Raw genomic sequence first — 17,689 nt, 5'->3', positions numbered from 1 at the left:
GCTGCAGAATGTTCCCCTCCCTGGACAGGGAGGGGCTAGGGGTGGGTCGTCTGCGCTGTAGGTCGCGTCCAGACGCCTACCCACCCCCTACCCCTCCCTAAAAGGGAGGGGCGCTTCTTATTTGATCAGGCCACGGTCGCCGATGCGATCACGCCCGGCTTTGCCGGCGGTTCGCCCTTGGGCAGCGCATGGACATGTTCCATGCCTTCGATCACCTGGCCCCAGACGGTGTACTGACGATCGAGGAAGCGGGCATCGTCGAGGCAGATGAAGAACTGGCTGTTCGCGCTGTTCGGGTCCATCGTGCGCGCCATCGAGCAGACGCCTTCGACATGCGGCTCGTCGTTGAATTCCTGCTTCAGATCGGGCTTCTTCGATCCGCCGGTGCCGGTGCCGTTGGGGCAACCGCCCTGCGCCATGAAGCCCGCGATCACGCGGTGGAACTTCACGCCATCGTAAAAGCCTTCGCCGGCCAGCTCGACAATGCGCTCGACATGAGCAGGCGCGAGGTCGGGACGCAGTTTGATGACGACATCGCCGCCGTCCTGAATGTGAAAGGTAAGCGTTTCGGCGGTCATGGTCTGTCCTTCTGTCGATAAACGAATGGAGCCGCCGATATAGCGTCGGGCGGGCGAATGTCACCCCTTGGTCGGGACCGCCGGTCCGACCGTGCCGGGAGCGGCGGATCGGGATTGCTTTTGCAGGTGCGAAGGGCCAAACACAGCCGTCGCGGTACGCCGCACGCCCCCCATCCCACCCGCGCACAGAAGGAGCAGGCCTTGACCGAGACGACCGACGCTCCGCTCCGCGATTCCGATCCGCACAGCGCCGACCCGCACGACAGCGGCGATGCCAGCACCAGCCTCGACGAGGACAACCGCCTGCTTCCGGGCTTCGTCAGCGACGTTTGCGAGACGCTGGACCGTGGCGACGACGAGGCGACCTATGATCTGGTCGAGCCGTTGCACCCCGCTGACATCGCCGACCTTTTCGAGCTGGTCGAACGCGAATATCGCGGCCCGCTGGCGCGCGCGATCACCGACCTGCTGGGCGCCGACGTGCTCACCGAACTCAACGATTACGTTCGAGACGACGTCATCGATGCGTTGCCCGCCGCGCAGGTGGCCGAGCTCGCCGGGCAGCTCGAGACCGATGACGCGGTCGCGATAATCGAGGAAATGGAAGAGGCCGACCAGCGCGCGGTGCTCGCCGAGCTGGAACCGGCCGATCGCGCCGCGATCGTCGATGCGCTGTCGTTTCCCGAGGAATCCGCCGGACGCCTGATGCAGCGCGATCTGGTCGCGGTGCCCGAGCATATGAACGTCGGCCAGCTGATCGATTATCTGCGCGAACATGCGGACCTGACCACCGAATTCTGGGAAATCTTCATCGTCGATGCCAAGCATCGCCCCGTCGGCACCTGCCAATTGAGCTGGATCCTGCGCACCCCGCGCCACATCGCGCTCGCCGATGTGATGAAGCGCGACCAGACCTTGATCCCCACCGACATGGACCAGGAAGAGGTCGCGCTGCGCTTCCAGAAATACGCGCTGATCTCTGCCGCCGTGATCGACGGCGCTGGGCGCCTGGTCGGGCAGATCACCGTCGATGACATCATCCATATCGTCCAGGAAGAGGCGGGCGAAGACATCCTGCGCATGTCGGGCGCGGGCGATGGTGACATCAACGAGCCGATCCGCCAGTCGTATAGCAGCCGCGTGCGCTGGCTGATCGCCAACCTCGGCACGGCTCTCGTCGCCAGCGGCATTATCGCGGTGTTCGGCGGCGCGATAGAACAGCTGGTGGCGCTCGCGGTGCTGATGCCGATCGTCGCCTCGGTCGGCGGCAATGCGGGCACGCAGACCATGGCGGTCGCGGTGCGCGCGCTGGCGATGAACCAGCTGACGCAATCGAACACCCGCCGCATCATCGGGCGCGAGCTGCGCATCGCGGTGCTCAATGGCGCGACGGTCGCGGTGCTGATAGGCGTCGGCACCGGGATCGTGTTTGCTGATCTGATGCTCGGCGGGGTGATCGCGCTCGCGATCCTGGTCAACATCATCGTCGCCGGCATGGCGGGCGTCATCGTGCCGGTGACGCTTGATCGGCTGGAACAGGACCCGGCAGTCGCCAGTTCGGTGTTCGTGACGATGATCACCGATTCGATGGGCTTTTTCGCGTTCCTCGGCCTCGCCGTGGCGAGCGGCCTGGCGAGCCTCTGACCGCGATGGCGCTCGGCATGACCAAGATCGCGTTTGGCGCGCAGAGCGTGGGATCTCTGCGCCAGTGGATCGAAAGCCACGCCCCGCTCGGCGAGGCGCGGCTGACCACGCGCTACATGCCCAAGCGGCATGAAGAGATGGCGGGCGGTTCGCTCTACTGGATCTTCAACAAGGCGATCGTCGGCCGCAGCCCCTTGCTGGGCTTCATGGACAATGGCCAGGGCCGCATCTGGATCCGCATCGAACCGCGGCTGATCGCGGTGCAATCCATCGCCCGCCGCGCGCACCAGGGCTGGCGCTATCTCGAAGCCGCCGATGCCCCTGCGGACCTGGGCGAAGGGCTCAGCGAGGCGGACCTGATGCCGGCAGAGATGCTGGGCGAACTGTCACGGCTGGGGCTGGTTTAGGGGGGCTGCCCTATATTGTCACCTGCACCAACCTCCGCTCAGCCTGAGCTTGTCGAAGGCCCCGCACCCACCCCCCGCTCAGCCTGAGCTTGTCGAAGGCCCCGCGAAGACGGTAGCGTGTAGACGATGGCCTTTTACGCATACCTTTTGCGATGCAGCGACGGCAGCTATTATGCCGGGCACACTGATGATCTCGAGCATCGGCTATCGCAGCATCAATGCGGCGCTCTGGGCGGATACACCGCAAGGCGGCTTCCAGTGACGCTAATCTGGTCGGAAGATTTTTCGACGCGCGACGACGCCTTCTGGGTCGAGCAGCAGATCAAGGGCTGGTCTCGCGCGAAGAAGGAAGCGTTGATTGCGAGCGACTGGGAATTGGTTTCAAGCCTTGCACGGAACCGGTCTCAATTCGGACAGAGTAGCGCGGGGCCTTCGACAAGCTCAGGCTGAGCGGAGCTTGGTGCGGTATCTACCGGCGAAATCCGGACAGGGCAGCGCGGGGCCTTCGACAGGCTCAGGCTGAGCGGATGTCGGTGGGAGACCTCCGGTTGCACCCACTCAAGCCAGCGCCTTCTCGCGCACCTTGCGGATCACGTTGACGAAGGTTTCGGCCTCCTGTGCGCCGGGGACCAGGTATTTGCCGTCGAAGATGATCGCGGGCACGCCGCTGATGCCCTGTTCGATCCAGTGGTCGAGATGCGCGCGGACTTCGGCCTCGTTGTCGGGATCGTTGAGGATCGCGCGGCCCGCGTCCGGATCGAGCCCGACCTGACCAACGATATCCAGCAGCACCTCCTCATCGCTGACGTCGCGATTGTCCTGGAAATACGCCGTGAACAGCGCGAGCTTGAGCCGGGTCTGCGCCTCGCCGCCCTGGGTGTCGCCCGCCCAGGTCAGCAGCTGGTGCGCCTTGAAGGTGTTGTAGATGCGCATGCCGGGGCCGTACTGGAACTCGAAGCCCAGCCGCTCGCCGGTGTCCTTGAGCCGCTGGCGGTTGGCCGCGCTCTGCTCCGCGCTTGCACCATATTTGCGCGCGACATGCTCCGAGATCGCCTCGCCCTCGGGCAGCATCTTGGGGTTGAGCTCGAACGGATGCCAGGTGATCTGCGGTTCGACCTCGTCGCCGACCATCTCGAGCGCCTTTTGCAGCTGCTTGTAGCCGATGATGCACCACGGACAGACGACGTCCGACACGATATCAATCTTCAACGCATGCGCGGTCATCATCGCTCTCCGAACTGCCTGTGCCCTGTGCGCCCCCGGCGGACCCGAGTGTATCGCAATCTGCCGGGGCTGTCAGCCTGTGATGGATATCAGCGCGTTGGGACCGGAGTTTCGCCCGAATAGTCGTAGAAACCGCGCCTGGTCTTGCGGCCCAGCCACCCGGCTTCAACATATTTCACCAGCAGCGGCGCGGGGCGGAACTTGGGGTCGCCCGTCGTGCTGTGCAGCACCTGGGTGATGCTGAGGCAGGTATCGAGCCCGATGAAATCGGCGAGCGTCAGCGGCCCCATCGGGTGGTTGAGACCCAGCTGCACCGCCGCATCGATATCCTCGATCGTCGCGACGCCCTCACCGAGCGCAAAGCACGCCTCGTTGAGCATCGGCAGCAGGATGCGGTTGACGATGAAGCCGGGCGCGTCATTGGCCTGCACCACGCGCTTGCCGATCCGCTCGGCATAGGCGCGCACGGCATCGACCGTCGCGTCCGAGGTTGCAAGCCCGCGGATCAGCTCGATCAGCCCCATGACGGGCACCGGATTGAAGAAATGCACGCCGACGAAGCGCGATGCGTCGGGGCTGGCGGCGGCCATGCGCGTGATGGGAATCGACGAGGTGTTGCTCGCCAGGATCGCGTCCTTGTGGAGCACCTTGCCGACATTCTCGAAGATCATGCGCTTGATGTCCTCGCGCTCGGTCGCTGCCTCGATGATCAGACCGGCATCGGCCATCCTGGCATAATCGCCCACCGGCTCGATCCGCGCGAGCGCAGCTTCAGCATCGGCAGCGTCCAGCTTGCCCTTGTCGACCGCGCGCGCCAGCTGCTTGGCGATGCCCGCCTTGCCCTTTTCAGCCAGCTCCACCGACACGTCGGAGAGGAACACGTGGATGCCTGCCTGCGCGCTGACCTGCGCGATGCCCGCGCCCATCTGGCCTGCGCCGATAACTGCCATTTTGTCCATGAAGAGCCTCTTTCTGGTACCGCTGGAATAGGATAGGTCCGCCGCATAACGGATCAATTCCTCTCTGGCTAGGATCGAACACCGCGATGATTACCGCTCTGCTGCTTGCCGCCGCCGCCACCGCTGCTGCCCCGGTTCCGGGGTCCGTTCCGGGCGAGATCAAGACCTTCAAGGACTGGTATGTCGCCTGCGACAATGTGTGGTCGTGCGAGGCCGGGACGCTCGCGGAAGAAGGTGGTGATTTCACCACCGCGATGGCGGTGCGCATCTGGCGCAAGGGCGGACCCGATGCGCCATTGCGGATCGAGCTTACCCCGCCCCAGGATATGGCGACAGGCCCGGCGCGGCTGAAGATCGATGCGCGCCCCACGCTGGCCGGCACGCAGAGGACCAGCGGCAACACCCGGCTGGACGAAGCGCAGACGCTTGGCATCGCCCGGACGCTTGCCAATGGCAGCCAGGCGCAGCTGATCCTGTCCGATGGCACGTCGGTGCTGCTCTCGCTCGCAGGATCCTCGGCGGCCTTGCGCTACATCGATGCGGTGCAGCAGCGCGCGGGCACCAGCGGCGCGATCATCGCCACCGGGCCCAAGACGGACAGCGCCCTGCCCCCTCCAGCGCCGAAGCTGGTCGCACGCGCGGCATCCAGGCTGACCGAACTGCCCGACATGAAGGATTATCCCAGGATCATCACCGAGACCGGTTGCGAATACCGGATGGAGGGCGTGGAAGACACGGTACATCCGCTCGGTCAGCGCGAAGGCAAGGACATGGCGCTGGCGCTGATCGCCTGCGATTCGGGTGCGTATAATTTCGGCGCGGCAGTGATGATCGCCGAACGGCCGATGGAAGACCCCAATGCGGCATGGGAGTTCAAGCCGGCGAAGTTCGACGGCGCGACCGGCTGGGGCGGGGACGATCAGGTGCCGCAGGTGGTCAATGCCAGCTTTTCGCCGGAAACCGGCGAGCTGTCCGAATTCGCCAAGGGCCGCGGGCTGGGCGACTGCGGCGTCGCCAGCAGCTATGTCTGGGATGGCGAGATGTTCCGCCTCAGCGAAAAGCACGAGATGGGCGACTGCCGCGGCGTGTGGGAATGGCCACGCGTCTGGATCACCGACGTCTCCGTCGTGCGCTGACCAGCCTTACAGCGTGCGCGTCATGCACATGCTGAACGGGTCTTCGGTGTAATCGCCAAAGGGGGCGCAGCGTTCGAAGCCGTGCTTGGCGTACAGTGCGTGCGCCGGATGGAACGGCTCGGGCAAGCCGGTCTCCAGACTGAGCCGGGTATAGCCACGCGCGCGCGCCTCGCCGATCAGGTGCAGCAGCATCGCCTCGCCCAGCCCGCGCCGCAGGAATGCAGGATCGGTGCGCATCGACTTGAGCTCGCCATGGGTGGCGTCGATCTGCTTGAGCGCCCCGCACCCGGCAAGCTGGCCATCGATGCGCAGCGCGTAGAAGGTGACATCGGGTGCGCGCAGCCGCTCGACCGGAAACGCGTGGACCGAACAGATCGGCGAGTGCTGCACCATCTGACCGAGATGGTAGCGCAGCAGCGCGACGATATCGTCGCCGGTCAGGTCATCCTCGCTGATCGTGATCGTCTGGTCCATCGCCGTGCCTCCCCGGAACCTTTGCCCAGGCCAGACATTGCCCAAGCGTTGGTCCGGTTTCCACACAAAGTTTGCGTGGGGCCTCAAAGGTCTTTAATCGCCCGGGCTAACGCTATGCCCTGGACGCTGGGAGCTGAACATGCGCCTGATCCTGTTGCTTGGAGCCTTTCTGATGTCTGTATCCGCCCCCGCCGCCGCCACGCCCGAGACTGCCCAGCCTGGCTGGTCGCTGGTCATCCATGGCGGCGCAGGCATCCTCGAACGCTCGCGCGTTTCGCCCGAGACCGACGCCGCCGTGCGCGTGGCGCTCGACCGGGCGCTCGCCGCCGGGTCCGATGTGCTGCGCCAGGGCGGCAGCGCGATGGATGCGGTGCAGGCGGCGATCATCGTGCTGGAGGACGACCCGAATTTCAACGCAGGACATGGCGCGGTGTATACCTATGAGGGCACCAACGAGCTGGATGCCGCGATCATGGATGGTACCGATCGCAAGGCCGGCGCCATCGCCCGCGCGCACAATACCCGCAACCCCATCCTGCTCGCGCGCAAGGTGATGGAAGAAAGCCCGCATGTGCTGCTTTCGGGCGAAGGTGCGGACCGTTTCTCTGCCGAAATGGGGCTGGTCCAGGTCGACAACAGCTATTTCGGAACGCCCGAGCGCAAGCGGCAGCTGGAAGAGCTCAAGGCGAAGAAGGTCGGCTGGTTCGATGTCGATCTGAAATACGGCACCGTCGGCGCTGTCGCGCGCGATACGCATGGCAATGTCGCGGCGGGCACATCGACCGGGGGGCTCACCGGCAAGCGCTATGGCCGCATCGGCGATTCGCCGCTGATCGGCGCGGGCACTTATGCCGATGACCGCAGCTGCGCGATCTCCGCCACCGGCGCGGGCGAATTCTTCATCCGCGTCGGCGTGGCGCATGAAATCTGCACGCGCATCCGCATGAAAGCCGAGGCGCGCGCCGAATTCCTGGCGCAGGAGGCCGAACGCGGCGGAACGACGCTCGATGCGGCATCGCAGGCGCGGTTGCTGGCCAGCTCGCTGTCTGCCGAAGAGGTGCAGGCGATTGCCGACGCGGTGATCGGCGAGATGGGGGCACTGGGCGGCTCGGGCGGGATCATCTATCTCACCCCGTGGGGCCACAAGGGCTACAGCTTCGACACGCCCGGCATGTTCCGCGGCATGGCGAGCAGCGACGGCGCACGCTCGGTCGCCATCTACGGCGACGAATAAGCGCAAAAGAACAAGGCGAGGATCGATATGACCGGCAAAACCCCCCGCACTGGTGGACGCGTGCTTGTGGACCAGCTCGCGATCCAGGGCTCCGACCGCATCTTCACCGTGCCGGGCGAAAGCTTCCTCGCGGTGCTCGATGCGCTGCACGATGTGCCCGCCATCGAGACTGTGGTCTGCCGCCAGGAAGGCGGCGTGACGTTCATGGCCTGCGCCGATGGTGCGATGACCGGGCGTCCCGGCGTCGCCTTCGTCACGCGCGGCCCGGGCGCAACCAACGCCAGCATCGGCGTGCATGTGGCGATGCAGGACAGCAAGCCGATGATCCTGTTCATCGGCGATGTGGATCGCAGCATGCGCGACCGCGAGGGCTTTCAGGAGGTCGACTTCCAGGCGATGTTCACCCCGCTTTGCAAATGGGCGGCGCGGATCGACGATGCGGCGCGCATCCCCGAATATGTCGCGCGTGCGTTCTCGGTCGCGATCTCGGGCCGCCCCGGCCCTGTCGTGCTCGCCTTGCCCGAGGACATGCTCAAGGACGTGGTCGAGGCAATCGATCGCCCGCGCGTCACGCGCCCGGTGCAGCCGGTGTGCCCCAACGGCTTTGCAGTGCTGATGGAGATGCTCGCCGGTGCGAAGTCCCCGATCGCGATCATCGGCGGCGCGGACTGGAGCCCATCGGCGCGCGCCAACTTCCAGCTCTTCGCCGAGCGTATCGGCCTGCCCGTGGCCTGCGCGTTCCGCCAGCAGGATGCGTTCGACAATAATTCGCCGGTCTGGGCAGGCAACCTGGGCTATGGCCCCAACCCCAAGCTGGTTGCCCGGGTCAAGTCCGCCGACCTGATCCTCGCGGTCGGTGCGCGGCTGGGCGAGGCGACGACCGATGGCTATACGCTGATCACGCCCGAGCATCCCGACCAGCTGCTCGCGCATGTTCATCCCGACCCCAATGAGCTGGGCCGCGTCTATCGCACCGACCTGCCCTTGTGCGCCGACATGGATGAATTCGCAGAGGCCGCCGCGCTTTGGGATGAAGGCTTGGGGGATGAAGATGCGGTGCATTTCGACACCGGGGCGCAGGCGCATGCCGAATGGCTGGCATTCTCCGATCCGCAGCCGACCGGCGCGACGCTGGACCTCGGCCAGTGCGTCAAGGCGATGCGCGAGGCGATGCCTGCCGACACCGTCATCTGCAACGGCGCGGGCAATTTCTCGGGCTGGTGGCACCGCTACTGGCCCTATGGCGAAAAGCCCTCGCAGCTGGCCCCGACAGCGGGCGCGATGGGCTATGGCGTTCCCGCTGCGGTCGCAGCCGCGTTGCGCCTCCCCGACCGCAAGGTCGTCGCACTGGCAGGCGATGGCGATTTCCTGATGAACGGGCAGGAGCTGGCGACGGCGGTGCAATATGGCGTCGACCTGCTGGTGATCGTCATCGACAACGGCGCCTATGGCACCATCCGCATGCACCAGGAGCGCGAATACCCCACGCGGCTGTCGGCGACGACGCTCCAGAACCCGGACTTCGCCGCCCTCGCCCGCGCTTATGGTGGCTGGGCCGCGACGGTGGAGCGCACCGACGATTTCGCGCCCGCGCTGGCCGATGCGCTGGAGCGCCCGGGGCTCAAGCTGCTGCACCTCAAGACCGAGATCGAGAATATCGCCGCAAGCGGTGCCACCGTCAGCGGCCTGCGGGGTCGCGCGTAAAAACCTCATCTCTCAAGGCGATCCCCCGCGAAGGCGGGGGTCCATCTCCTGCAGGCACATCCGACACATCGGTCAGGAGATGGCCCCCTGCCTTCGCAGGGGACCGAGTCAACGGCGCGCGCGTCACATGAGGACACAAAAAACCGACCCCCTGCTTGCGCGGAGGGCCGGTCTTGATGTCAGTTCAGATCAGAAAACGCTCAGGCCTTGTCGCCGAACGCACCCTTCACGTCGCCTTTGAGCTTCTGAGCATCGCCCTTGAGCTGCTGGGCCTTGCCTTCGGCTTCGAGTTCGGGATTGTTGGTCACCGAACCGATGCCTTCCTTGACCTTGCCCGCCAGATCGTTGCCGGTGCCCTTGGCCTTGTCCTGAAATTCACCCATGTTCTGTCTCCTCAAAATGGCTGCGGGGGATCATCCCCGGCTTCAAGACAGATTACGCGGGCTGGGCCTATCCGTTCCCCGCCATGGCCAGAATTTCCGCCCATTCCTCCGCGCTCAGCGCAGCGACCGACAGCCGCGACTGGCGCAGCATCGCCATGTCGGCGAGCGCGGGACGCAGCTTCATTGCTTTGAGCGACACCGGTTTTTTCAGCGCTTCGACCGGCTTGACCTTCACCGCGACCCAGCGGCCGCTTTCGTCGTTGGGATCGGGAAACGCCTCTGCGCTGATTTCCATGATCCCCACCGCCTCAAGCCCGGTGCGCGAATGATAGAACAGTGCCAGATCGCCTGTCCGCATGGCCTTGAGGTTGTTGGAGGCCTGCGCGTTGCGCACCCCGTCCCAGGTGCCCTCGCCATCGCGGACCAGATCGTGCCAGCCATATTCTTCGGGTTCAGACTTCATCAGCCAATATTGAGTCATGATTTTTCCCATCCGTGCGCCTAGATGGGCGCATCGCTCGAACTTCGAGACTCAGCTATTGCGGACTGCATCATGATACAACTGCCCATTCTCTCGCTTACCGATGAACCTGCCGAACTGGCGCGCAAGCTGGGTGACAGCTTCTCCACCTACGGCTTTGCCATGATCAAGGATCACGGGCTCGACCCTGATCTGGTCAACCGCGGCTGGCAGCAGACCGAAGACTTTTTCGCGCTGCCAACGGACGAAAAGCGCCGTTATTACGACGCCGAGGCCGGCGGTCAGCGCGGCTATACCCCGTTCGGCACCGAGATCGCCAAGGATGCCAAGGCGCACGACCTCAAGGAATTCTGGCACGTCGGGCGCGAGGTCGATCCCGCCAGCCCGATCGCGCACACCATGCCCGCCAACGTCTGGCCCGAGCGGCCCGAGGGTTTTCGTGACACGTTCGAGCCGCTGTTCGCCGAGTTCGACCGCGTGGGCAACATCATCCTGTCGCGCATCGCGGTGTATCTGGGGCTCGACAAGGACTGGTTCGAGCCTGCGGTGCACGAGGGCAATTCGATCCTGCGGCTGCTGCATTATCCGCCGATGGATGCCGCCCAGGGCGCAGAAGGCGCGATTCGCGCCGGCGCGCACGAGGACATCAACCTCATCACGCTGCTGCTCGGCGCCGAAGAAGGCGGGCTGGAGGTTCTGGCGCGCGATGGTTCATGGATCGACATGCGTCCGCCCGAAGGCGCTCTGGTGGTCAATGTCGGCGACATGCTGCAGCGGCTGACCAACCACGCCCTGCCCTCGACCACGCACCGCGTGCGCAACCCGGCGGGCGACCGCGCGAAATTCAGCCGCTATTCGATGCCGTTCTTCCTCCACCTGCGTTCGGACTTCCCGATCAGCACGCTGGAAGGCTGCATCAGCGACGACGCGCCCAATCGGTATCCCGAGCCGATCCTCGCGGATGACTATCTGCACCAGCGGCTGGTCGAAATCGGGCTGGTGAAGGCTTGAAAGGCGCTTTCGGCCCCCGCCTAACCACCTCCGCTCATCCTGAGCAGCGGGCGCAGCCCGCGTAGTCGAAGGACCCGCGCTCACGTTGGCCGTATAGCGTGGCCTTCGACAGGCTCAGGCTGAGCGGGTCTGGGTGAGTGGGTCTGGGTGAGTGGGTGCCGCGGCTCAGCGGCGCGCGGCGATCTGCGTTCCGGCGGGCTTGGCCGTGGCGCGCGCGATAATGCACTCGCCGCCGGACGAGCGGACCTGGGCGCACATCGCGCGGGCGCTCTTTTCATCGCCAAAGCCATTGGCGGTCAGGCGGTGCAACTTGCGACCACCGACCGTGGTCGGCACGGCGACCTTTGAAAACGCCGCCAGATCCTTGTGCTTGGCGCTGTATCCAGCCCAGGCGCGATTGGCGTTCTCCGCGTTCGAAAACACGCCCAGCTGGACCGCGAAGGCCCCATTGCTGACCGGCGAGAAGCTGGCTTTCTGGAAGACCGCAGGCGCAGCGGCGGGCTTGGGCGCGGGCGCAGCAATCTTGGGCGCTGCCACCGGCTTACGGGGGGCGCCCTGGTGCTCGACGATCGGTTCGCGCGAGGCGACCTGGACGGGGCGCGTCTTGCGCACGGGCTTGGCGCGGTAATTGCCCGGCAGCGGCTGCACGATCTCGCGCGCAACCAGCAAGGGCGCAACGACCGCGCGCGATTGTTCGGCAGGCATGGCGGGCGCAGCTTCGGCATAGACGGTGGCGGGTGCGGCCATGGGCGCCGGGGCGGGTTCGACACCGGCCAGTTCCATCGGCGCATCCTGCACCGGCGGAAGCTGGATCGGACCTGCAACCGGAGTGGCTTCAGCCATCGCCTGCTGACCGATTTGCGCCATCGAAGGCGTGTTCGCCAATGCCAGCATGACCGGCTGGCCAGGATCGAACTGAGCCGGGCTGACGCCGAGCACCGAAGCGACACGCTGGGCATGCGCCTGCGGATGCGCCAGGCGCGCCCATTCGGCGATGCGGTCCTGCGCGACCTTGGGGTCGAGATCCTGCCCGACCATGATCTGCGCTTCGCGCCAGCGGCCATCGAGCGCATAGGCAAAAGCGAGGTTCTGCCGTACCTTGGCGGAGTTTTCTCCATTGCGGATCAAGTCCACCAGCACATCGACGCCTTGGCCGGTCTCACCGGCCAGCGCCAGTGCCAGGCCATAATCGGCAGCGGGAATGGTATTGCGGTGTTCGCGCAGCAGCGCGTTGGCTGCAGCATTGCGGCCATCGGCGACATGCATCAGCGCCAGGCTGATCACGGTGCGCGCGCTGGCATCACCCAGCGCAAGCGCATCATCGAGGCTCTGGCGGGCGGACGAGAAGCGGCCGTTGGCGAGATAGGCCTGCGCCAGGGCGTTGCGAAGGCCAGCATTGCGGGGATCGAGCGCGACGGCGGCTTCGGCGCTTTCGAGGGCCTTTTCGGGCTTGCCGGAGGCGAGCGCCTTTTGCGCATTGGCAGACAGCGTTTGCGGACGACCGCCGCCCGAGTGCGCCGAGCAGCTGACCAGCACGCTGCCGACCAGGATGGTGGATGCGGCCAGTTTGAGCGCCAGTGCGCCGTTGATCTTCGATCCGCTTGCCATAGCCCTGTTTTCCCTCTTCGTCCGGCTCAACCTGTCTTCATGCCTCAGCGCGGTGCAGCGCGTGGCACGCGACCAGCCAGGTCTTCTATTTCGGGTATTTTGGTTAAGAATTCGTCAAGCGCCGCTGTCAGCAGCTGTTGCGCCGACTGACCGGTGACCGCGCTGGCCAGCCTCAGCTTGAGGTGCCGATCGCTGTCGAGCCTTAAGGTGAAGGCCGCGCGGCGGCCCTGTGGAGTGGCAGCCGCAGCGACAACCTCGTCCATCGCAGCCTGCTTGCGCTTGCCCTTTCGCACCGCCAGCACCGGTGCAGGCGCCTCGATCGCTTCGGGCAGCTCGATTGCGACGGGCACAGCCGCCTCGGCAATGGCGGAAGGCTCGGCGGCGGCAACAGGCTCGGCCATACGGTGGGCGATCTCGGCCTGCTGGCGCACGACATCGGGGACCACCGGTACCGGTTCGGCTGCTGGCGCTGCGATCGGCGCTGGAGGAGCAGCGTGAGCAGCTGGCGCATCGGGGATCGCGCCTGCCAACAGATTGCCGTACTGCGGGGCGCCTTCGTCATGCGCGGGATCGACATCATAGCCCATGTCGTTCCAGCCAAGGTCCTCGTTCAGGCCGTCATCGGGCAACGGGTGCGACATCATGCCACCCATCCCCAGCCCCTGGCGACGCATCGCGGGGCGTGCGGCCCCCTTGCGCGCGAGCAGCCCGGACGAAAGCGACGCGATCGGTTTGGGTTCAGCCATGAAGCTCATCCTTGCCCCGCTGCTGCATCACGATCCGGCCACGCGGCGGCCGAAGCCACCCATCGGGCGGATGGCCCCCGGCGCGACGGGCGCATTGGGCACGGCGAAGACGGTGCGGCGGAAATTCTTTTCCAGCCGATCGGAAATATAGGTCCACAGCGCGCGGACTTCGCCTGCCGACTTGCCGTTGGGGTCGACCTCCATCACCGTACGGCCATCGATCATCGATGCGGCAAAGTCGGTGCGGTGGTGCAGCGTGGTCGGCGCCACGGTACCGTGCTGCGACAGCGCGACGGCGGCCTCGGACGTGATCCGCGCCTTGGGCGTGGCGGCGTTGACGACGAAGATCAGCGGCTTGCCGGCACGCTCGCACAGATCGACGGTGGCCCCCACCGCGCGCAGATCGTGCGGGCTGGGCCGGGTCGGCACGACGATCAGCTCGGCGACCGAAATCACCGACTGGATCGCCATGGTGATGGCGGGCGGCGTATCGATGACCGCCAGCTTGAAGCCCTGCTGCCGCAGGATCGACAGATCGGCGGGCAGCCGCGCGACGGTGGTCTGGGCAAAGGCGGGATATTCGGGATCGCGCTCGTTCCACCAATCGGCCAGCGAGCCCTGCGGATCGATGTCGATCAGCACCACCGGGCCGTCGCCGGCCAGCTGCGCCTGCACGGCCAGATGACCTGAAAGGGTCGTCTTGCCCGATCCTCCTTTTTGAGATGCCAAAGCGAGTACGCGCACTCAAACCCCCTATACGGTCCATTCGGTCGGGGTGGAAAATGCGCCGGGGCAGCTAATTTTGGGTTAACGCTGGTCTGGAGGCGGCCCATCCGGGCGGCATATCCGGGGCCTTTGCATAGTCACGGGAGGCTATTGAACCTTCCATCAACGCTTTGCTAATATGTCGTTAGCTATAGCAATTTACGCATGTAACGACCGGCAAGCGCTGCTTGCGGCGCATTTCTGGCCTGATATGGTTGTCCGAAGGCTTTACCATATGCGATGGAGCAACACCCGCATGGCACGTTCGACAAAATTTTCTCGCAATTTCGGTCTTTTAGGTGCCGCCATCGTCGCTTTGGCGACCGCAGGACCGGCGCTGGCCGATGTGAAGGCCGGGGTTGATGCCTGGGAGCGCGGCGAGTTCGAACGCGCCGTCACCGAATGGCGCGACCCTGCTGCCAAGGGCGATCCCGATGCGCAGTTCAATCTGGGACAGGCCTACAAGCTGGGTCGCGGCGTCCCGATGGACCTCAAGCAAGCGGAAAGCTGGTACAAGAAGGCTGCCGATCGCGGCCATATCCAGGCCGCCGACAATTACGGGCTGGTGCTGTTCCAGGACAACCGGCGCGAGGAGGCAATGCCCTATATCCGCGCCTCGTCCACGCGCGGCGAACCGCGCGCGCAATACGTGCTGGGCACCGCGATGTTCAACGGTGACATTGCCGAAAAGGACTGGGTGCGCGCCTATGCGCTGATGACCCGCGCCTCGGCGCAGGGCCTGCCGCAGGCCTCGCGCAGCCTGGCGACGATGGACAAGTACATTCCGATGGCCGAACGCACCAAGGGCACGCAGCTTGCAGCCCAGCTGGAACGCGAGGCCATTGCCGAGCGCCAGAAGCTGGCAGGCGCCGCAGCGGGCATGCGGACCGATCCTGCCACCGGAGCGGCGGGCGGCTCTGGCCCCGCATTGGCATCCGCCAAGCCCGCGCCTGCGCCCATCATCCGTCAACCGGCTGCACCCTCGACCATCCAGACCACCAGCCTGCCGCCATCGAGCGCGAACGGATCGGTGATCCCCACCATCCCTTCAAGCCCAACCAGCACCGCCGCCAGCGCCGGGGTTGATTTCGCGACCATGGGATCGCCGTCGGCTCCGGTGCCGACACCTGCTCCCCGCGCGCCCGCTCCGGTCGCTGCTGCCTCGACCGCCCCCGCCGTCGCCACCAGTGGCGACTGGCGCATTCAGCTGGGCGCCTTCAGCGAAGAGGGCCGCGCCCGCACGCTGTGGAACGGTCTCGAACGCCAGAATGCGGCGCTCGCAGGCCTGCAACCCTATCTGGTCAAGGCCGGCGCCGTCACCAAGCTCCAAGCCGGCCCCTTCGCCACCCAGGCCGCCGCGAAAAAGGCCTGCGACAATGTGGTCCGCACCGGCCAGGCCTGTTTCGCGGTGAAGAAATAGGCTCTTCCGGAGGGGCTAGCCATACCCCCGTCCGCTCAGCCTGAGCCTGTCGAAGGCCCCGCAGGAACGGCAGCGTGCATGGCACGGTCGGCTACGCATTGCTTCGTAGCGGCACACCGACGGCAGCTGTCAGTCAGGCCGGGTCGAGCCGGCTAGCGACTGCGCGGGGCCTTCGACGGGCTCAGGCTGAGCGGAGGTTGGGGACTCGGTGCAACGCGGGCAGTGGTCCACGCCGCGCTCAGTTTGCGACCGTCAAATCCGGCCCCCCGTCCGCCCTCAGGCCGCGAGCGGTCGCTCCACGTCCGCCATGTCGCTGTCCAGCGCATATTCCTGTGCCATGGCGGCATAGCCGCGCCCTGCGCTGAAGCGCGGGCGGGTAATGCCGGTGGGCTTGAACCCCAGATGGCGCAGCACCGCGCCCGACGCGGGATTGTCGATATAGTGGCTGGCGACCAGGCGACGGTGGCCGATCGCCCAGGCGTTGGCGATCACCGCGCGCGCCGCCTCGGTGGCATAGCCCTTGCCCCAGTGATCGCGCGCGATCCAATAGCCCAGCTCCGCCGCGCCGTCGGTTTCTCCCAGGCCGCAACTGCCGATCAGTGTCTGGCCGACATCGTCCGGACGCGTCAGCAGATAATGGGGGAAGCGCGCATCCTGCGCACGTTCGGCAAAGGCGCGGGCATCGTCGCGACCATAGGGCCAGGGCGCGCGCGCCAGGTTGCACACGATACCGGCGTCGTTGATCGCAGCGAACAAGCCCTCCGCATCTTCGGGCCAGACCGGCCGCAGCAACAATCTTTGCGTTCTAGCAAACATTATGTCTCTCCTGTGTACCCCGCGCCCATGCCAGCCAAACGTGACAGGCCTGAGTCAAAGCGGTGACAGGGAGACAAAAAGAAAGGGAGATGGGACGGACCCCATCTCCCTGTCATTTGGTCCAGTGGCGCGCCACTGGCCGGGGTCATCCCTGTGAGGGACGACCCGTCATTGATCGTCCGTTATTCGGCAGCCATCGCCATGGCTTCGGCCACGACCGATACGTATTTGCGGCCGAGGCGACCTTCGTGAAACTTCACGCGGCCTTCGGTAAGCGCAAACAGCGTATGGTCCTTGCCCATGCCGACATTGGCACCGGCATAGACCTTGGTTCCGCGCTGGCGGATGATAATGTTGCCACCAATGACCGGCTCGCCGCCGAACTTCTTCACGCCAAGACGGCGACCTGCGGAATCACGACCGTTGCGCGACGAACCGCCAGCTTTCTTATGTGCCATTTTTCAAAACTCCTTGTGCGCGCGCTATCAGGCGTTGTCGGCCGACGAATCGGCTTCAGGCTTGGCGGCGGCCTTCTTCGGTGCTGCCTTCTTGGCCGGAGCCTTCTTGGGCGCAGCTTCAGCGGCGGGTGCGTCTGCAGCGGCTTCCACCGGTGCTTCGGTCTTGGCAGCGGCCTTCTTGGGCGCTTCCTTCACCGCATCGCCCACGCCCAGAATGCGCAGGATCGTGTGCTGCTGGCGATGGCCGAGCTTGCGGCGATAGTTGTGGCGACGCTTCTTCTTGAAGATCACGACCTTGTCGGCCTTCGCTTGCGCGATGATCTCAGCAGAAACGACCACACCGGCCAGATCCTTCGATTCGCCACCGTCACCGGCGAGCAGAATGTCGTTCAGCGCAATGACGTCGCCAGCCTCACCGGCCAGCTTTTCCACTGCGATTTTATCTCCGGCTGCAACGCGATACTGCTTGCCGCCTGTGCGCACGATAGCGAACATGGGTTGTCTCGTTTCTGTTTGCTTCAATCGGTTCCGGGCACGCAATATGCGAGTTCCGCTCTGACTATCGACCTGTTGCCAGTCCCGAATCACCGGAGTGAAAAACGCTGCCCTGCGACGGGATGTCCCGCGCCGGAAAGCCATGC

Annotated in this window: 20 protein-coding genes; 8 read left to right on the top strand and 12 right to left on the bottom strand. The window is 65.5% G+C overall.

Going from position 1 to position 17,689, the window contains the following annotated elements:
- Positions 1-125: 125 nt before the first annotated feature.
- Entirely contained in the window at positions 126-578 is a 453-nt protein-coding gene (locus tag D618_RS0112585; protein WP_017671881.1) for a peptidylprolyl isomerase, read from the bottom strand.
- A gap of 201 nt (positions 579-779) precedes the next feature.
- On the opposite strand from D618_RS0112585, the gene mgtE reads away from it, so the two are divergent.
- The 3 genes from mgtE to D618_RS19425 all read left to right on the top strand — a co-directional run bounded on the left by mgtE (position 780) and on the right by D618_RS19425 (position 3,079).
- Positions 780-2,222 (top strand): magnesium transporter, encoded by a 1,443-nt coding sequence (mgtE, locus tag D618_RS0112580; protein WP_017671880.1) that lies wholly within the window; start codon positions 780-782, stop codon positions 2,220-2,222.
- 5 nt (positions 2,223-2,227) lie between these two features.
- Positions 2,228-2,629 (top strand): DUF1489 domain-containing protein, encoded by a 402-nt coding sequence (locus D618_RS0112575; protein ID WP_017671879.1) that lies wholly within the window; start codon positions 2,228-2,230, stop codon positions 2,627-2,629.
- 126 nt (positions 2,630-2,755) lie between these two features.
- Complete coding sequence (locus tag D618_RS19425) at positions 2,756-3,079, top strand: GIY-YIG nuclease family protein (RefSeq protein WP_081590506.1); 324 nt, start codon at positions 2,756-2,758, stop codon at positions 3,077-3,079.
- 108 nt (positions 3,080-3,187) lie between these two features.
- Here the strand turns inward: D618_RS19425 and D618_RS0112565 are convergent, their stop codons facing one another.
- Both D618_RS0112565 and D618_RS0112560 read right to left on the bottom strand, forming a co-directional pair.
- Complete coding sequence (locus tag D618_RS0112565; RefSeq protein WP_238550671.1) at positions 3,188-3,838, bottom strand: DsbA family oxidoreductase; 651 nt, start codon at positions 3,836-3,838, stop codon at positions 3,188-3,190.
- A 104-nt stretch (positions 3,839-3,942) separates the two neighbouring features.
- Positions 3,943-4,812: a 3-hydroxybutyryl-CoA dehydrogenase gene (locus tag D618_RS0112560; RefSeq protein WP_017671876.1), complete on the bottom strand. Its 870-nt coding sequence runs from the start codon at positions 4,810-4,812 to the stop codon at positions 3,943-3,945.
- Positions 4,813-4,898: 86 nt separating this feature from the next.
- Here D618_RS0112560 and D618_RS0112555 point away from each other — a divergent pair, with 86 nt between their 5' ends.
- The gene (locus tag D618_RS0112555) at positions 4,899-5,948 is read left to right on the top strand and encodes a DUF1176 domain-containing protein (RefSeq protein WP_017671875.1); all 1,050 of its coding nucleotides are present in this window, start codon (positions 4,899-4,901) and stop codon (positions 5,946-5,948) included.
- 6 nt (positions 5,949-5,954) lie between these two features.
- On the opposite strand, the gene D618_RS0112550 is transcribed toward D618_RS0112555, so the two are convergent.
- Positions 5,955-6,422, bottom strand: a complete 468-nt coding sequence (locus tag D618_RS0112550) for a GNAT family N-acetyltransferase (protein ID WP_017671874.1) — start codon at positions 6,420-6,422, stop codon at positions 5,955-5,957.
- A 172-nt stretch (positions 6,423-6,594) separates the two neighbouring features.
- Between D618_RS0112550 and D618_RS0112545 the strand changes: the two genes are divergently transcribed.
- Both D618_RS0112545 and D618_RS0112540 read left to right on the top strand, forming a co-directional pair.
- Complete coding sequence (locus D618_RS0112545) at positions 6,595-7,656, top strand: isoaspartyl peptidase/L-asparaginase (RefSeq protein ID WP_051041396.1); 1,062 nt, start codon at positions 6,595-6,597, stop codon at positions 7,654-7,656.
- A gap of 27 nt (positions 7,657-7,683) precedes the next feature.
- Positions 7,684-9,360 (top strand): thiamine pyrophosphate-binding protein, encoded by a 1,677-nt coding sequence (locus tag D618_RS0112540; protein ID WP_026091635.1) that lies wholly within the window; start codon positions 7,684-7,686, stop codon positions 9,358-9,360.
- Between the two features lie 200 nt (positions 9,361-9,560).
- Here the strand turns inward: D618_RS0112540 and D618_RS0112535 are convergent, their stop codons facing one another.
- Complete coding sequence (locus D618_RS0112535) at positions 9,561-9,743, bottom strand: CsbD family protein (RefSeq protein WP_017671871.1); 183 nt, start codon at positions 9,741-9,743, stop codon at positions 9,561-9,563.
- A gap of 67 nt (positions 9,744-9,810) precedes the next feature.
- Positions 9,811-10,206, bottom strand: a complete 396-nt coding sequence (locus D618_RS0112530; RefSeq protein WP_017671870.1) for an EVE domain-containing protein — start codon at positions 10,204-10,206, stop codon at positions 9,811-9,813.
- Between the two features lie 90 nt (positions 10,207-10,296).
- Here D618_RS0112530 and D618_RS0112525 point away from each other — a divergent pair, with 90 nt between their 5' ends.
- Positions 10,297-11,235, top strand: a complete 939-nt coding sequence (locus D618_RS0112525) for a 2-oxoglutarate and iron-dependent oxygenase domain-containing protein (RefSeq protein ID WP_017671869.1) — start codon at positions 10,297-10,299, stop codon at positions 11,233-11,235.
- Between the two features lie 165 nt (positions 11,236-11,400).
- On the opposite strand, the gene D618_RS18340 is transcribed toward D618_RS0112525, so the two are convergent.
- The 3 genes from D618_RS18340 to D618_RS0112510 are packed head-to-tail and all read right to left on the bottom strand — an operon-like array spanning position 11,401 to position 14,333.
- Positions 11,401-12,843, bottom strand: coding sequence for an SPOR domain-containing protein (locus tag D618_RS18340; RefSeq protein ID WP_017671868.1), 1,443 nt, complete (start codon positions 12,841-12,843; stop codon positions 11,401-11,403).
- 44 nt (positions 12,844-12,887) lie between these two features.
- Complete coding sequence (locus D618_RS0112515; RefSeq protein ID WP_026091633.1) at positions 12,888-13,589, bottom strand: hypothetical protein; 702 nt, start codon at positions 13,587-13,589, stop codon at positions 12,888-12,890.
- Between the two features lie 27 nt (positions 13,590-13,616).
- On the bottom strand, positions 13,617-14,333 hold the full coding sequence (locus tag D618_RS0112510) for a ParA family protein (RefSeq protein WP_026091632.1): 717 nt from the start codon (positions 14,331-14,333) through the stop codon (positions 13,617-13,619).
- A gap of 277 nt (positions 14,334-14,610) precedes the next feature.
- Here D618_RS0112510 and D618_RS0112505 point away from each other — a divergent pair, with 277 nt between their 5' ends.
- Complete coding sequence (locus D618_RS0112505) at positions 14,611-15,774, top strand: SPOR domain-containing protein (RefSeq protein ID WP_081590509.1); 1,164 nt, start codon at positions 14,611-14,613, stop codon at positions 15,772-15,774.
- A 276-nt stretch (positions 15,775-16,050) separates the two neighbouring features.
- On the opposite strand, the gene D618_RS0112500 is transcribed toward D618_RS0112505, so the two are convergent.
- The 3 genes from D618_RS0112500 to rplU form a co-directional block, all read right to left on the bottom strand.
- Positions 16,051-16,590, bottom strand: a complete 540-nt coding sequence (locus tag D618_RS0112500) for a GNAT family N-acetyltransferase (RefSeq protein WP_026091631.1) — start codon at positions 16,588-16,590, stop codon at positions 16,051-16,053.
- Between the two features lie 182 nt (positions 16,591-16,772).
- Positions 16,773-17,048, bottom strand: coding sequence for a 50S ribosomal protein L27 (rpmA, locus tag D618_RS0112495; RefSeq protein WP_026091630.1), 276 nt, complete (start codon positions 17,046-17,048; stop codon positions 16,773-16,775).
- A 27-nt stretch (positions 17,049-17,075) separates the two neighbouring features.
- Complete coding sequence (gene rplU / locus D618_RS0112490; protein WP_017671862.1) at positions 17,076-17,543, bottom strand: 50S ribosomal protein L21; 468 nt, start codon at positions 17,541-17,543, stop codon at positions 17,076-17,078.
- Between the last annotated feature and the right edge of the window lie 146 nt (positions 17,544-17,689).

Origin of the sequence: Blastomonas sp. AAP53, from assembly GCF_000331245.1 — a bacterium.
Taxonomy (GTDB): Bacteria; Pseudomonadota; Alphaproteobacteria; order Sphingomonadales; family Sphingomonadaceae; genus Blastomonas.
Note: the sequence above shows the minus strand (reverse complement) of the source record. Positions and strands in the feature narration are given on the sequence as shown.

What these genes read in the sequence shown, in the direction of transcription:
- D618_RS0112585 (WP_017671881.1), bottom strand. Translation starts at nt 578, where the DNA reads ATGACCGCCGAAACGCTTACCTTTCACATTCAGGACGGCGGCGATGTC.
- D618_RS0112575 (WP_017671879.1), top strand. Translation starts at nt 2,228, where the DNA reads ATGGCGCTCGGCATGACCAAGATCGCGTTTGGCGCGCAGAGCGTGGGA.
- D618_RS19425 (WP_081590506.1), top strand. Translation starts at nt 2,756, where the DNA reads ATGGCCTTTTACGCATACCTTTTGCGATGCAGCGACGGCAGCTATTAT.
- D618_RS0112560 (WP_017671876.1), bottom strand. Translation starts at nt 4,812, where the DNA reads ATGGACAAAATGGCAGTTATCGGCGCAGGCCAGATGGGCGCGGGCATC.
- D618_RS0112555 (WP_017671875.1), top strand. Translation starts at nt 4,899, where the DNA reads ATGATTACCGCTCTGCTGCTTGCCGCCGCCGCCACCGCTGCTGCCCCG.
- D618_RS0112550 (WP_017671874.1), bottom strand. Translation starts at nt 6,422, where the DNA reads ATGGACCAGACGATCACGATCAGCGAGGATGACCTGACCGGCGACGAT.
- D618_RS0112545 (WP_051041396.1), top strand. Translation starts at nt 6,595, where the DNA reads ATGTCTGTATCCGCCCCCGCCGCCGCCACGCCCGAGACTGCCCAGCCT.
- D618_RS0112540 (WP_026091635.1), top strand. Translation starts at nt 7,684, where the DNA reads ATGACCGGCAAAACCCCCCGCACTGGTGGACGCGTGCTTGTGGACCAG.
- D618_RS0112535 (WP_017671871.1), bottom strand. Translation starts at nt 9,743, where the DNA reads ATGGGTGAATTTCAGGACAAGGCCAAGGGCACCGGCAACGATCTGGCG.
- D618_RS0112530 (WP_017671870.1), bottom strand. Translation starts at nt 10,206, where the DNA reads ATGAAGTCTGAACCCGAAGAATATGGCTGGCACGATCTGGTCCGCGAT.
- D618_RS0112525 (WP_017671869.1), top strand. Translation starts at nt 10,297, where the DNA reads ATGATACAACTGCCCATTCTCTCGCTTACCGATGAACCTGCCGAACTG.
- D618_RS18340 (WP_017671868.1), bottom strand. Translation starts at nt 12,843, where the DNA reads ATGGCAAGCGGATCGAAGATCAACGGCGCACTGGCGCTCAAACTGGCC.
- D618_RS0112515 (WP_026091633.1), bottom strand. Translation starts at nt 13,589, where the DNA reads ATGGCTGAACCCAAACCGATCGCGTCGCTTTCGTCCGGGCTGCTCGCG.
- D618_RS0112505 (WP_081590509.1), top strand. Translation starts at nt 14,611, where the DNA reads ATGGCACGTTCGACAAAATTTTCTCGCAATTTCGGTCTTTTAGGTGCC.
- D618_RS0112500 (WP_026091631.1), bottom strand. Translation starts at nt 16,590, where the DNA reads ATGTTTGCTAGAACGCAAAGATTGTTGCTGCGGCCGGTCTGGCCCGAA.
- rpmA (WP_026091630.1), bottom strand. Translation starts at nt 17,048, where the DNA reads ATGGCACATAAGAAAGCTGGCGGTTCGTCGCGCAACGGTCGTGATTCC.
- rplU (WP_017671862.1), bottom strand. Translation starts at nt 17,543, where the DNA reads ATGTTCGCTATCGTGCGCACAGGCGGCAAGCAGTATCGCGTTGCAGCC.